At 70.7% G+C, this 13,435-nt stretch carries 10 protein-coding genes; 5 read left to right on the forward strand and 5 right to left on the reverse strand.

The features are described from left to right. Nucleotides 1-267 precede the first annotated feature (267 nt). The 5 genes from ABIA35_RS06970 to ABIA35_RS06990 all read left to right on the forward strand — a co-directional run bounded on the left by ABIA35_RS06970 (nucleotide 268) and on the right by ABIA35_RS06990 (nucleotide 7,079). A complete protein-coding gene (locus ABIA35_RS06970; protein WP_370357349.1) occupies nucleotides 268-1,680 on the forward strand; it encodes an ABC transporter substrate-binding protein in 1,413 nt (470 codons plus the stop codon). A gap of 333 nt (nucleotides 1,681-2,013) precedes the next feature. Beyond that, a complete protein-coding gene (locus tag ABIA35_RS06975; RefSeq protein ID WP_370357350.1) occupies nucleotides 2,014-2,904 on the forward strand; it encodes a carbohydrate ABC transporter permease in 891 nt (296 codons plus the stop codon). After that, complete coding sequence (locus tag ABIA35_RS06980) at nucleotides 2,901-3,818, forward strand: carbohydrate ABC transporter permease (RefSeq protein ID WP_370357351.1); 918 nt, start codon at nucleotides 2,901-2,903, stop codon at nucleotides 3,816-3,818. Before ABIA35_RS06975 ends, ABIA35_RS06980 begins: the two co-directional genes overlap by 4 nt. A 59-nt stretch (nucleotides 3,819-3,877) precedes the next feature. After that, nucleotides 3,878-5,968 (forward strand): glycoside hydrolase family 2 protein, encoded by a 2,091-nt coding sequence (locus tag ABIA35_RS06985; RefSeq protein ID WP_370357352.1) that lies wholly within the window; start codon nucleotides 3,878-3,880, stop codon nucleotides 5,966-5,968. A 58-nt stretch (nucleotides 5,969-6,026) separates the two neighbouring features. Continuing rightward, nucleotides 6,027-7,079 (forward strand): LacI family DNA-binding transcriptional regulator, encoded by a 1,053-nt coding sequence (locus ABIA35_RS06990; RefSeq protein WP_370357353.1) that lies wholly within the window; start codon nucleotides 6,027-6,029, stop codon nucleotides 7,077-7,079. 96 nt (nucleotides 7,080-7,175) lie between these two features. On the opposite strand, the gene ABIA35_RS06995 is transcribed toward ABIA35_RS06990, so the two are convergent. The 5 genes from ABIA35_RS06995 to ABIA35_RS07015 all read right to left on the reverse strand — a co-directional run bounded on the left by ABIA35_RS06995 (nucleotide 7,176) and on the right by ABIA35_RS07015 (nucleotide 13,427). Further along, entirely contained in the window at nucleotides 7,176-8,000 is an 825-nt protein-coding gene (locus ABIA35_RS06995) for an alpha/beta fold hydrolase (RefSeq protein ID WP_370357354.1), read from the reverse strand. An 83-nt stretch (nucleotides 8,001-8,083) separates the two neighbouring features. Beyond that, the gene (locus tag ABIA35_RS07000; RefSeq protein WP_370357355.1) at nucleotides 8,084-8,881 is read right to left on the reverse strand and encodes a SagB/ThcOx family dehydrogenase; all 798 of its coding nucleotides are present in this window, start codon (nucleotides 8,879-8,881) and stop codon (nucleotides 8,084-8,086) included. 2 nt (nucleotides 8,882-8,883) lie between these two features. Beyond that, nucleotides 8,884-11,139: a TOMM precursor leader peptide-binding protein gene (locus ABIA35_RS07005; RefSeq protein ID WP_370357356.1), complete on the reverse strand. Its 2,256-nt coding sequence runs from the start codon at nucleotides 11,137-11,139 to the stop codon at nucleotides 8,884-8,886. 124 nt (nucleotides 11,140-11,263) lie between these two features. Continuing rightward, on the reverse strand, nucleotides 11,264-11,578 hold the full coding sequence (locus ABIA35_RS07010; protein ID WP_370357357.1) for a hypothetical protein: 315 nt from the start codon (nucleotides 11,576-11,578) through the stop codon (nucleotides 11,264-11,266). 226 nt (nucleotides 11,579-11,804) lie between these two features. Beyond that, nucleotides 11,805-13,427 (reverse strand): hypothetical protein, encoded by a 1,623-nt coding sequence (locus ABIA35_RS07015; RefSeq protein ID WP_370357358.1) that lies wholly within the window; start codon nucleotides 13,425-13,427, stop codon nucleotides 11,805-11,807. Nucleotides 13,428-13,435: the final 8 nt, after the last annotated feature.

The following is a 13,435-nucleotide window of genomic DNA, read 5'->3' on the forward strand; positions in this document are numbered from 1 at the left end:
CACCACTGACTGGCACCACTGGCACCTGCCGGTCGCCGCATCCGGCGACCGTGCGCCAAGCCGCCCCAAGCCGCCCCAGCGCGGCCGTTCGGCCCACCGCACCGAGCGGGACCGAACCGTGATGTTCACTCCCTTGCAACGTTGCAGAGCCCCGTACTACGGTTCTCTGCAACGTTGCAGAACCCGCGGACCACAGCATTCCCACTGGTCACCGCGCTGGGCCACCGAGCTCGACAGATCGATCGACGACAGAGAGCAGGAACGACGATGCGTACTTCCCACGGTGGCGGCGGCCTGGCCCGCCGCGCGATCACCGGCCGTGGCGGCCGGCGCCTGGCCGGCGTCACGGCCGCGGCCCTGGTCGCGGTCTCCGCGGCGGCGTGCAGCGGCTCCGGGTCCGACGCGACGCCGGCCGCGGCGGGCGGCGGGGCCTCCTCCGGCGCGGCGGCCGGCGCCGGCTGCGCGGCCAACGCCACCCCGCTGACGTTCTGGGGCTGGTCGGCCGGCTACGACCTGGCGGTCAAGGAGTTCAACAAGACCCACCCGGACATCTGCGTGAAACTGCAGAACGCCGGTGCGACCACCGCCGAGTACGTCAAGCTCAACGACGTCCTGAAGGCCGGCAACGGAGCCCCCGACGTCGCGCAGCTGGAGTACTTCGAGGTCCCCTCGTTCGAGATCACGCACAGCCTCGTGGACCTCTCGCAGTACGGCGTGGGCTCCTCGAAGTCCGACATCGCGCCCGCGGCCTGGGCGCAGGTGAGTCAGGGCTCGGCGCTGTACGCGATGCCGGTCGACCTCGGGCCGCTCGCGCTGTACTACAACTCCAAGCAGTTCTCGGCCGCCGGCGTGACCGTCCCGACGACCTGGGACCAGTTCTCGGCCGCCGCCGACAAGCTGCACACCGCGGACGCGAACGCCGCGATCACCAACTTCGACCCGGAGAGCACGCAGGACGTACTCGCCCTGATGCAGCAGTACGGCGCCTTCCCGTTCACCTACGGCGGCGGCCAGAGCGTGGGCATCAACTTCACCGGCGCGGCGCAGACCGCCTTCGCGAACTACTGGCAGGGCCTGATCGACAAGCACGAGGTCACCACGGCCGCCGACTTCTCCCCGGCGCAGTGGTCGAACCTCGACTCCGGCGCGGACGCCGCACGCCTGAGCCCGGCCTGGGGCCCGGTCGGCATGCAGCTGAGCATCAAGAACACGGTCGGCGACTGGCGCGCGGCGCCGATGCCGCAGGCCCAGGCCGGGCAGAACCTGGCCGGCAACTGGGGCGGCTCCACCCTCGCGGTGGTCAAGGGCTCCAAGCACGCCAAGCAGGCCGCGGAGTTCGCGCAGTGGTTCGGCGGCTCGGCCGACGCCTGGAAGATCCTCAGCGGACCGGTCGCCGGCGCCTTCCCGGGCTACGTGCCGCTGCTGAACGACGCGGGCTTCCAGGGCACGACCCTGCCGATCTCGGCCGACTCCAAGCCGAACGCCGTGTTCTCCGACGCCGCGCAGCACCTGGCCCAGACCCAGTGGCCGCCGATCATGACCGCCGCCCTGACCCAGTGGACCTCCACCTTCGCCGGGGTGACCAAGGGCACGGAGACGCTTCCGCAGGCCTTCCAGACCTTCCAGAAGCAGATGACCGACTACGCCAAGGCGCAGGGCTTCACCGTCACCAACGGCTGAGGAAGAGAGTACGAGCACGTGAGCGAGACGAGCGGATTCACGCCGGCGGCGGCGACGCGGCCGCCGGCGGCCCCCGGGCCCGCGGCGCCGGCGGGGCAGGTGCCGACGGCTCGGCGGGCGGCGGGACGGGACGGCACGGCGGGTCCCTCGGCCGGCGGTCGGGACGACAAGACTGGCGGTCCGATCGGCGCAGTTGGCGGTCCGGATGACGCGGCTGGCGGTCCGACCAGCGCGGCTGGCGGTCCGACCGGTAGTCCGGCCAGCGCGGCCGGTGGCCCGACCGGCGCAACCAGCGGCCCGACCGGCAACCCACCCGGCCGGCCGGCGGCGCGCATGCTCAAGCGCCGTCGGGCGCGCAGTCGGCAGTGGCCCGGTGCGGTGTTCGTCGCACCGCACCTGGCGATCCTGACCCTGTTCATGGTCGTCCCGACCGGCTACGCGGTCTACGACAGCCTGTTCACCAGCAGGCTGGTCGGCGGGACGCGCTTCTCGGGGCTGGACAACTATCGGACCGTGCTCAGCTCGTCGGAGTTCTGGGGCGGCGTGTGGCGGGTGCTGCTGTTCGCCGTCGTGCAGGTGCCGCTGACCATTGCGATCGCGTTCTTCTTCGCGGCGGTGTTCGATGCCGGGGTGGTGCGGTTCGGCAAGTTCTTCCGGACCGTCTTCTTCATCCCGTTCGCCGTGCCCGGGGTGGTCGCGGCCGTGATGTGGTCGTTCCTGCTGCTGCCGGGGTTCGGGCCGTACTCGCGGGCTCTGCGCTCGCTCGGGTTCGGGCACGTCGACTTCTTCTCGGCGAAGCTGATTCTGCCGACCATCGTCCTGATCGTGATCTGGGAGTGGACCGGCTACAACATGACGATCCTGTACGCCTCGCTGAAGTCCATTCCGCGTGACGTCACCGAGGCGGCGGTGATCGACGGCGCGCCGCTGCGGACCATCATCCTGCGGATGAAGCTGCCGATGGTCCGGCCGACGATCGTGATGCTGGTGTTCATCAACATGGTCGGCGCGCTCCAGTTGTTCACCGAGCCCTCGATCCTGTCGTCGTTCCAGCCGCAGGCCGTCTCGTACGGGTTCACCCCGACGCTCTACGTCTACAACACGGCGGTCGGCAGCAGCGAATACAACCTCGGCGCCGCCGCGGCCGTGGTGCTCGCGCTGATCATCGGCCTGATCTCGCTCGGCGCCTTCGCACTTCGGCGCAGGAATGGAGAATTCCGGTGAAGCACGGTATCCCGGTGAAGCAGCGCTACGACGACGGCGCCGTCCCGGTCCGGCTCTACGGACTGCGCCGCGGCACGTCGGCCGTCCTGACCCTGGTCTGCGCGGCCTTCGCCGCGTTCATCCTGGCGCCGCTGGTCTGGCTGCTGATCAACGCGACCAAGACGCAGTCCGAGGTCTACACCGGGCCCGGGTTCTGGTTCAGCGGGCCCTTCCGGCTGTTCCAGAACCTGGCCGACCTCGGCAAGGACATCAGCGGCGCCGGTGTGTACCTGCACTGGATGCAGAACACGCTGGTCTACGCCGTGGCCGGGGCGATCGGCGCCACCGCGCTGTCCGCGCTGGCCGGCTACGGGTTCTCCCGGTTCCGGTTCCGCGGCGCGAACTCGCTGTTCTACCTGGTGATGTCCACGCTGCTGGTCCCGATCACGGCGCTGGCGCTGCCGCTGTTCCTGGTCTATGCCAAGGTCGGGCTGGTCAACTCCGTCTGGGGCATGATCCTGCCGAGCATGGTCTCCCCGGTCGGCATCTACCTGATGCGCACGTTCATCGACGCCTCGGTGCCGCAGGACATGATCTCCGCCGCGCGCATCGACGGGGCCGGCGAGCTGCGGATCTTCTTCCGGATCGCGCTGCCGCTGACGATGCCGGGCCTGGTCACGGTGCTGCTGTTGAGCGTCGTGGCGATCTGGAACAACTACTTCCTGCCCCTGATCATCTTCAGCCGCAACGACCTGTACCCGCTGACCGTCGGCCTGTCCTCGCTGTCGCAGGCCGCCGAGACCGGCACGCAGGCGCAGCTGGTCCCGGTGCTGATCACCGGAGGCCTGGTCACGGTCGTGCCGCTGATCGTCCTGTTCCTCTTCCTCGAAAGGTACTTCCGTGGCGGCGCGCTGCGGGGCAGCCTCACCGGCTGACTCCCCGAGCGCGACGCCCGAAGACCACACCCGCACACGCACATCCCTGGGAGCACCCGTTGTCCACCGTTCGTCCTGAATACCCCCGGCCGCACTTCGACCGATCGCACGCCTGGCTCAGCCTCAACGGCACCTGGGACTTCTCCCGCGACCCCGACGGCTGGAGCGGCGAGCAGATCGTGGTTCCGTTCGCCTGGGAGACGGAAGCCTCCGGCTTGCAGGCGCATTGGCTGGAGCGGGGTCGGTACCGGCGCGAGATCACCGCGCCGGCCGGCTGGTCCGGGCAGCGGATCGTGCTGCACTTCGGCGCCGTGCACCACATCGCGACGGTGTCGGTGAACGGCACGCTCGTCGGCGAGCACGAAGGCGGATCCACGCCGTTCGAGTTCGACATCACCGACGCCCTCGACGCCGACGGCCGCGGCACGCTGGTCGTCCAGGTCCTCGCACCGCTCGACAAGCGAGAGATCGTCCACGGCAAGCAGCGCAGCATTCCGCGCGACGTGTACGACGTGTGCGCGTTCACGCCGAGCAGCGGGATCTGGCAGTCGGTGTGGCTGGAGGCGCGTCCGGCGACGTATCTCGCCGACGTCGCGCTGCGGCCGAGCGCGGAGCTCGACGCGATCGAGGCGACCGTTTCGGTCTGCGGCCTCGCCGGCTCGGCGACGCTCACCGCCACGCTCACCGCCACGGTCGCCGGCGAGCAGCCGGTCACCGTCGAGATCACCGACCCGGCCCAGCCGCTCTCGGTCCGCCTGCCGATCACCGCGCCGCGCCTGTGGAGCCCGGCCGATCCGCACCTGTACGAGGTGGCGGTGACGCTCGAGTCCGCCGACGGCACCGACCGGGTCGGCACGGCGACGGGCCTGCGCAGCGTCCAGACCGACGGCGACCAGATCCTGCTCAACGGCGAGCGCCTCTACGTCCGCGGCGTCCTGGACCAGGGCTACTGGCCGGGCACCGGCATCACCGCGCCGGACGACCAGGCGTTCGTGACAGACCTCGAAGCAGCCCGGGCCGCCGGGTTCAACCTGGTCCGCAAGCACCTCAAGCTCGAGGACCCGCGGTTCCTGTACCACGCCGACCGACTCGGCATGCTCGTGTGGGCCGAGCCGGCCAGCACCGGGATCTTCACGCCGGCGGCCGTGGCACGCTTCGAAGCGCAGATCGAGCCGATGGTGCGCCGGGACGGCAACCACCCGAGCATCGTGATCTGGGGCCTGTACAACGAGGAGTGGGGCCTGGACTGGGACGTGCCCGGCGACCCGACCAAGCAGGAGGCCACCCGCCGCGCCTACGAGCTGCTCAAGGACCTCGACGCGAGCCGGCCGGCCGTGGACGACTCCGGCTGGTCGCACGTGGCCACCGACCTGGTCGACTGGCACATCTACGACGAGTTCCCGGACGGCTGGGCCGCCAAGGTGCGCGCGCTGCTCGCCGACGGCAAGCCCGGCTTCCCGGTCCCGATCGGACCCGGCGTCCTGGTCGAGAAGGTGCTGATGGCCGACGGCTCGCCCGCCCCCGCGGTGCCGAACCTGAACAGCGAGTTCGGCGGCGGCCTGACGAGTGTCGAGCGGGGCTGGAACCTGCGCTGGCAGACGCTGGAGCTGCGGCGGTACGACGGCCTGTCGGGCTATGTGTGGACCGAGCTGTACGACATCGAGCACGAGACCGCCGGCATCTACGCCTTCGACCGCACGACCAAGGACGACGGCGGCAACCCGCCGAGCGAGACGAACGCCGTGACCGTCGCCATCCCCGACGTCACGCCGCTGGCTCCGGGCTGCGACTTCGTCGCGGCCGACGGCGCGGTGGAGTTCGACGTGCGGATCTCGCACCACGGCCCGGAGCCGGTGGAGGTGACCGTGGTCCCGGTCTGGGGTCAGGCGTTGCAGCCGTACGCCGCCGCCGCGCAGGCGCTCGACGGCAGCTCGGGCCAGACCGTCAAGGTGCAGCCGTTCCGTCTGAGCGAGCCCCTTCGGATCAGCGAGCGGATACCCTCCGGGGTGGACGTCGCACGCCTGCACCTGGTGCTCGTCAGTACCGGACAGGTCGCCAGTGCCGGAGAGGTCGTCGGTCACACCTCGGTGGACGCCGCGACCCGACCGGTCGGACGCACGGCGATCGACGGCAATCCAGCGGCGCGCTAATACCATGAGCTCTGATATCAGCGTGCTTACCAGCCCGACTTCCCGTAGGAGGACATCCATGGCCGGCGTCCGACTCCGCGACGTAGCCGAACGTGCGGGTGTCTCGATCCGCACCGTCTCGAACGCGGTGAACGGCTACGCTCCCGTCTCCGACGAGGTGCGCGCGCGGGTCGAGGCGGCCGTGGCCGAGCTCGGCTACCGGCCGAACCTCATGGCCCGCAACTTCAAGCGCGGCCGCACCGGGCTGATAACGCTCGTCGTGCCGGAGCTGGACGTGCCGTACTTCTCGGAGCTGGCGCGCGCGGTCATCACCAAGGCCCGCGCGCACGGCTACACGGTCGTCGTCGACCAGACCGACGGCGAACCGGACCGGGAACGCGAGCTGGTCATGCAGGACTCGAACGCGGCGGCGATGTTCGACGGCGTGATCCTGAGCCCGCTGGCGCTCACCCACGCCGACCTCGCGCAGCGCGGCACCAACCAGCCGCTGGTCCTGCTCGGCGAACGCATCGCCGAGAGCTCCTTCGACCACGTCGCGATCGACAACGTCGCGGCGGCGGCCGCGGCGACGGAGCACCTGCTGGCCCTCGGCCGCCGGCGCATCGCGGCCATCGGCGACCAGCCGTGGGAGAGCGGCGAGACGGCACAGCTGCGCACGCGCGGGTACCGCGACGCGCACGCCGCACGCGGCCTCACCGTCGACGAGTCGCTGGTGGTCACGACCCGCCGCTTCCACCGCGCCAGCGGCGCCGAGGCCATGGCGGCCCTGCTGGAACACCCGCAGGGCCCGCCGGACGCCGTGTTCTGCTACAACGACCTGGTCGCCCTCGGCGCCATCCGCACGCTGCTGACCAACGGCGTGCGGATCCCGGACGACATCGCCGTGGTCGGCTTCGACGACATCGAGGCCGGCCGCTACAACACCCCGACGCTCACCACGATCTCGCCGGACAAGACGAAGATCGCCGAGCTGGCCGTCGACCGCCTGATCGCCCGACTCGACAATCAGGACGACACGGCGCCGGAGGAGCTGTGGGCACCGTATGAACTGATGGTTCGGGAGAGCACGGTGACACCGACGGGGACGGCGGCGCCGACGCCGCAGGACTAGTGAGAGGCGAGTCAGCGCAAACACGAACACGAACACGAACACGAACGTGCCCGGACCACAACGGTCCGGGCACGTTCGCGCGATGAGCACTCAGGCTCAGGAGCGGATGAACGCCAGCAGATCCGCGTTGATCGTCGGGGCCTCGACGGTCGGCATGCCGTGCGGGAAGCCCGGGTACACCTTCAGCTCGCCGTTGGGCAGCAGCTCGGCCGACTTCCGCGCCGAAGCGTCGATGGGCACGATCTGGTCGTCGTCGCCGTGCAGGACCAGCGTCGGGATCGTGATCTTGCGCAGGTCGTCGCTGAAGTCGGTCTGGGAGAAGGCCACAATGCCGTCGTAGTGCGCCTTGGCGCCGCCCATCATGCCCTGGCGCCACCAGTTGTCGATGACGGCCTCGTCGGGCTCGCGGTCGGGGCGGTTGTACCCGTAGAACGGGCCGGCGGGCAGGGCGCGGTAGAACATCGCGCGGTTCGCCGCCAGCTGCGCCTGCAGATCGTCGAACACCGCCTTGGGCAGCCCGCCGGGGTTGGCGTCGGTCTGGACCATGAGCGGCGGGACCGCGGCCAGCAGCGCGGCCTTGGCCGCCCGGTTCTGGCCGTGGCGGGCCAGGTAGCGCACGACCTCCCCGCCGCCGGTGGAGTGGCCGACGAACACCGCGTCGCGCAGGTCGAGGTGGTCGACCACGGCGGCCAGGTCGTCGGCGTAGTGGTCCATGTCGTGACCGCCGTCGGTCTGGGTCGAGCGGCCGTGGCCGCGGCGGTCGGCGGCGACCACCCGGTATCCCTGGTTCAGGAAGAACAGCAGCTGGGGGTCCCAGTCGTCCGAGGAGAGCGGCCAACCGTGGCTGAACACGATCGGCTGACCCGAGCCCCAGTCCTTGTAGTAGATGTCGAGACCATCGGTTGTGGTGATGGAGGGCATTGCCGATTCCCACTTCCGTTCGGGGCGACGAAACGAATTTCTTTCGGCGCCTTGAGCTGATCGCATCTTTATCGCCATCAACGCTACAAAGGTTCACCCACCTCGCGCAGTTCCATCCGGTCGGTGCAGGCCGGGATGCCCACAGCCGTGGCGTAGAGCGGGATTTCGAACTCGCCGTCGATGCCGAGCAGGTCGGCGAGATCGTCGTCGAAGAAGCCGCCGAGGTTGACCGCCCCGAGCCCGATCGCCGTCGCCGCCAGGTTGATGTTCTGCATGACATGGCCCGCCTCGAAAAGCAGGTACCGATAACCCCGGTCGCCGTATTTCCCCAGGCTTCGTGCGGTCACCGCGCTGAGCACGATGATCGCCGCGGCATCGGCTGCCCACCGCTGCCCCATGAACAGATAGCTGACGATCGGCGCCGGGAGCGGCGTCTGCGAGATCTCCTCCAGCCCGTCCGCGGCCGGCACGAAGTGGTGGACGCCCGGGCGAAGACCGCTGACCGCGCGCACCATCACGTTCAGCTCCAGGGGATACAGGCCGCCGCCGGATGGGACCGGCCGGTCGGGGTGTTCGGCGAACGGTCCGGATCGCGCGGTCACCCCATAACCGAGGCGACACAGCGTGCCCAGCTGGGCCAGGCTCAACGGCGCGTCGGTGAAGGCCCGGCACGACACGCGCTCGGCGACAGCCGCTGACAGCGAGGCCGTCGGCTCGATGCCGGGCGGCAGCGGCGTCCACGGGGCCCGGGGGTGTTCGCGCCCGGCCGAGAAGTGGCCCGCGTCGGCCGGCGGGGCGGAGAAGGACCACCGAGCCGTGCCGCGATGGAACGTCCATGCGGTCGGTTGTCCGATCCGGAAGGCGGCTGGGTCCGCGGACATCGTCACGCCACCGGGTGCGGGGCCAGGTTCAGGTCGGCGAGGTCGGCCGGGGCGGCGCGCAGACCCATCCGCCACGGCGCTTCGCGCAGCCGCCGGTGGCCGAGCCGCATTTCGCGCGCGCCGAAATGGATCGGCTGGAATCCGGGCACGATCGCTTTGGCGACCCGGACGCCGAGCGGCACGACGTCCTCGGCCGTCACGTCCAGATAGAGCACGTCGCCGGCGACGTCGACCAGTGAGCGGACGACCCGGCGCAGGGCGTCTTCCACGTCCGAGGACGGCTGCGCCCAGCCTTCGGCCCGGTCCAGCGGTGCCTGCTGGAAGAAGCCGAGCGCGGACTCGGCGGTCGCGGGATCGGCATAGAGCAGATCGTGGTCGGAGAGATCGTCGACCAGCGATGGATCCGCGACCAGCATCGCCAAACGATCGCGGGTCTCCGGCACGCGCAGCCGCGCCTTCAGCGAGGGGCGTACCTGCGCCACCTCCAGGACCGCCCGGCGGGCCGCGACCGTGGGCGTGGTGGCGGCGCCCAGTCCGACGACGACGGCGGGTTCGCGGTCGGCCCAGGCGATGGCCATCGCGACCTCGACCACGCTGTCGGTCGGCAGCAGGTGCACGTCGATCCGCACGCCTCGCCGGGCGTAGCCGGCCGCCACCTCCTGCGTCTGCGGATCGGGGATGTCCGTCGCGGCATAACGCCTGCCGGGCAGCCGATGGGTCCAGGCCAGCAGCACCGCGTCGCGTTCGACGACTTCGAGCAGCGCGGCCAGGACCGCCGCACGAAGGGTCGGGCCGGCGGCGAACCCGTTGGAGTTGCCGGGGAACAGCGGCGGGGCGTGATTGGTCGGCAATCCGATGTGGGCCGCGGACAGCGGAACCCAGACGGCCGACTCCAGGGCGACCGAATTGGCGGGCACCCAGTCCAGTTCCGTGTCCTCGGCGTACGGCGAGTAGGGCAGATCAGCGTATTGATGGTCGGCGAACAGCACCAGATCGCGGGGGTCCAGCGCGGGCCCGTCCAGATCGGCACGGACGCCGCGGACCTGTCGGCCGGGCTGCCAGGTCAACGCCGAGTAGCGTTCCAGCGCCTCACCGAGGGCCAGGTTGCGAGCCTCGGTCAACGTCGGCCCCTTGCCGGAACAGCCGACCAGGCCGTGGTCGGTCGGCAGGAACTGGGCGTTGGCGAGGATCGCCTGGACGATGACCGGAGCAGGCGGCTCGTCCGGGTCCTTCGACAGTTCGGCGAGGTCGCGGACGAGCCCGCACAACGGACTGTGCACCGCGGCGTTGATCGACTCGAAATCGGTGTCCCGCCGCGGCTCCTGGACCAGTTCAGGGAACGGGACGCGGTCGATACGCGGCGGTCGCTCTTTTTTTGCGCAGGCCGGGCAATCGGGTCGCGGCAGCACCGGATGGACGCCTTCGGTGAGCTCGATCGCGTCGATGGCCAGCACCGTGCCGGCCAGCCGCGGCCGGGCGACGCCGAGCAGGACGGCGAGGATCTCGTGGCCGACGACGCCGGCCACCCACGGCGGCAGCGTGGGGAACACCGGCCGCGCGGACTCCGGCGGGGTGCGAACGCCGTCCAGCGTCTCCTCGCGGGCCATCGCGAGCCCGAAGTCCTCGGCACAGGCCAGCGCCCGCATCCGCCAGCACAGGTGACACGGTCCGCGGCCCGGCAGCACCAGCGGACCGACGTCGGCCCGGTGGCCCCTGACATCGACGTGCAGGGTCGGGACGTCTTCGGCGAGGCCGGCCGCGTTCACCCAGTGCCGGACGGCCGACAGCCGGCGGTCGACGATCGTCAGCGCGAAGTCGTTGCCCCGCACCAGATCCGTCGTGGCGGCCCGGTCCAGGCCGGCCGGCGCGACGACGTCGGCGTGGGACAGCCCCGCCTCGGCCAGCACTCCGGCCGTCATGGCGGCGACGGGACCCTCGCCGATCACCACCACGCGGGCGGTGTCCGCCCGCTCCGCGAGCGCCGTGCGCTCCAGCCGCGACCCGGCGACCAGCGACAGCCAGCCGTCGCACTGGTCACGCTCGCCTTCCAGGACGACTCCGGCGCCGACCAGGTGGGTCAGCACGCGGTCGAGTTCGGCGGCGGGCAGGTCGGCGAGCCGGCGATGCAGGGTGTCGTCGTCCGGGCCGTCGTGCAGCGCCGGGAGCACCCGGTCCCGGACGACAGTGGCGACGCCGCCCTCCAAGCGCAGCGCCGCCGTGTCTGTCTGCACCAGCAGATCGCTCCCGACGAGGATCACGTCCAGTCCCGCAGCCGGCCATCGCCGCGGTCCGCCGGTGCGCGTGTCGCCGGTGCGCGTGTCACCGGTGCGCGTGTCACCGGCGCGCGTGTCACCGGCGCGGGTGTCACCGGTAAGTGGCCGATCAGGCACCGAGCCCGCCGAACCGGCCGGCGCCGCCTCCGGCACCGGCCTGGATGCACGGACCACATGTGCACTCGGTGGCGCAGTAGCAGGAGTGGCAGACGTAGCACGTGTAGCAGGGATAGCACTTCACGCACGGTGCACAGGGCACCGGGTACGTACTGTCCGCACCGAGCGCAGCCTTCACCTTGTGGTACGTGGCCAGTTCCTCGGGTGTCAGGTCGGCGGCGCTGGGCGCCGCGGCCCGACCCTTCAGAGCATTCTCCAGCTCGACGATTCTGCCTTTGAGTTCGTCGAATTCTTCTTGGGATGGCATCGCGTCAACGCTCCTCTTCGCGGCCGCACGTCATTCGGCCCGCCGCCAGAACAAGACCACGGCACACCATGCGGCCTATTTGCTGACATTAGGAACATATCGAACACCACTCGGTACGTCGCGGGCAGCCCAGCGCGGGTGCGTCGCCTGATTCACACGGACGGCCCAACCACGGGGTGACAGCGCCGGACCACCGGGCCGCTGCCCTCGTCAGGCACCACGCGGCTCATGCCTCCCGCAGGATCGATCTGCCCTCACGCAGCCAACTCGCCGCGGTGCTTTCATCGAGTTCACCGTCCTCGATCACGTCGGGGACGAACACCTCGGTGGCACGATCCGGGGGAAAGCTGGTGTCGCCGTAGACGTCGCCGATGCAGAAGGCGTCGAGTTCGGCGTCGGGGATCGGGAAGTACAGGGAGTAGAACAGCACCTGCGCGCGGATCGTGGCGGCCCACAGGACGCCGCCGTCGTCGCCGTGGTCGCACTGCACGACGGTCGCGACTTCCAGGGTGCCGCCGATGGAGGCCGCGATGCCGTAGCGGAACAGCGCCGCCGGCGCCCACACGTCGCCCTGCACGACCAGCAGGCTGCCGTAGCCGTCGCCGCCGGCGGTCGCGTCGAGCGTGCCGTCGACGATCAGGTCGCCGCTGATCGCGATCGCGTAGCCCGAGGCCTCGCGCTCCTCGTATTCCATCAGCGCGGTGCAGTCGGCGACGTGGAGGTCGCCGTCGTAGAAGCGGATGTGGTCGAACGGGGGGAAGTCCGGCCAGGTGACCTCCGGCATGCGTTCCTTGGCCGCGTCGAGCGGGATCACCTCGAAGTCCTCGACCGCGAGGGGGGTGCGACCGCTGTTTCCGACGGTACGTACCCGTGGCGGGCCGAAGTCCTGGCGGGGAGCGACGTACACCTTGCTCGGGGCGGCTTCGGCAGCGCCGTCGAAGTACACCGCGCCGCAGAACCGATACGGCGGACCGGTTTGGACCCAGCCGGTGTACAGGTGGCCGTCCTGCCATGGCAGAACGCTGGTGAGGCGATACGGCGGGACCGCCGGGGCCAACGCTTGCAGCACACCAGCACCGGCGCCATCGCCATCGCCATCGCCATCGCTATCGCCATCGGGGCCGAGGAAGCCGATGAAGCCGTCCTCGCCGACAATCAAGAAGCCGTCGCGCCGCGGATCGTAAAGGAGGGCCTCAAGATCGAGCGCGGGAGCACCATCGCAGGGCACTGGGATTCCGCCGGGCTCGGCGAGATAGAGCTGACCGGCGTCACCGGTCACCGCGAGGCTGCCGTCGGGGGCATACGCGGCGTCGGTGAGCGGCGCGCGGCCCGAGAACCACGCGTCCACGGTACCGTCCGCGGACCGCCGTATCAGCTGGCTGCCGGCCACGAACAGCGTCTCGCCCTCGGGCCCCGCGACCGCACGCACTACGTTCCCGCTGGTGAACGGCGGCTCGACGTGCAGCTCCCCGGTCTGCGGATCGAGCGTGGCGACAAAGCCCTCATCCCCGGTGACCCAGATGACCCCGCCGATGCGGGCCAGCCCATACAGGCAGCCCTTGTACGCCCCCGTCTCGATCTCCCGGGCCTCCTCCTCTCCGCCGCCGACGATCGCGAGATAGCCGTACTCCCCCGCGACGACCACCGTCTCGGCATCGAGCGGCAGCACCGCGCGCAGGCCGCCGGCATCGAGTTGTTCCGCACGCCAGCCCTCGTCGTCGAACCGCAACAGCGCGCTCTCGCCGCGGCCGCCGCCGGCGGCCCAAATGACTCCGTCGTGGCCGGCCAGCGCCAGCGGCCCCGGCACGCTGCCGAGCAGAGGGTGCCCGTCTTTCAGGAACGCATCCATGGGCCGCG

Source organism: Catenulispora sp. MAP12-49 (assembly GCF_041262705.1).
Classification (GTDB): domain Bacteria; phylum Actinomycetota; class Actinomycetes; order Streptomycetales; family Catenulisporaceae; genus Catenulispora.

What these genes read in the sequence shown, in the direction of transcription:
- ABIA35_RS06990 (WP_370357353.1), top strand. Translation starts at nt 6,027, where the DNA reads ATGGCCGGCGTCCGACTCCGCGACGTAGCCGAACGTGCGGGTGTCTCG.
- ABIA35_RS07015 (WP_370357358.1), bottom strand. Translation starts at nt 13,427, where the DNA reads ATGGATGCGTTCCTGAAAGACGGGCACCCTCTGCTCGGCAGCGTGCCG.
- ABIA35_RS07000 (WP_370357355.1), bottom strand. Translation starts at nt 8,881, where the DNA reads ATGTCCGCGGACCCAGCCGCCTTCCGGATCGGACAACCGACCGCATGG.
- ABIA35_RS06970 (WP_370357349.1), top strand. Translation starts at nt 268, where the DNA reads ATGCGTACTTCCCACGGTGGCGGCGGCCTGGCCCGCCGCGCGATCACC.
- ABIA35_RS06975 (WP_370357350.1), top strand. Translation starts at nt 2,014, where the DNA reads ATGCTCAAGCGCCGTCGGGCGCGCAGTCGGCAGTGGCCCGGTGCGGTG.
- ABIA35_RS07010 (WP_370357357.1), bottom strand. Translation starts at nt 11,578, where the DNA reads ATGCCATCCCAAGAAGAATTCGACGAACTCAAAGGCAGAATCGTCGAG.
- ABIA35_RS06995 (WP_370357354.1), bottom strand. Translation starts at nt 8,000, where the DNA reads ATGCCCTCCATCACCACAACCGATGGTCTCGACATCTACTACAAGGAC.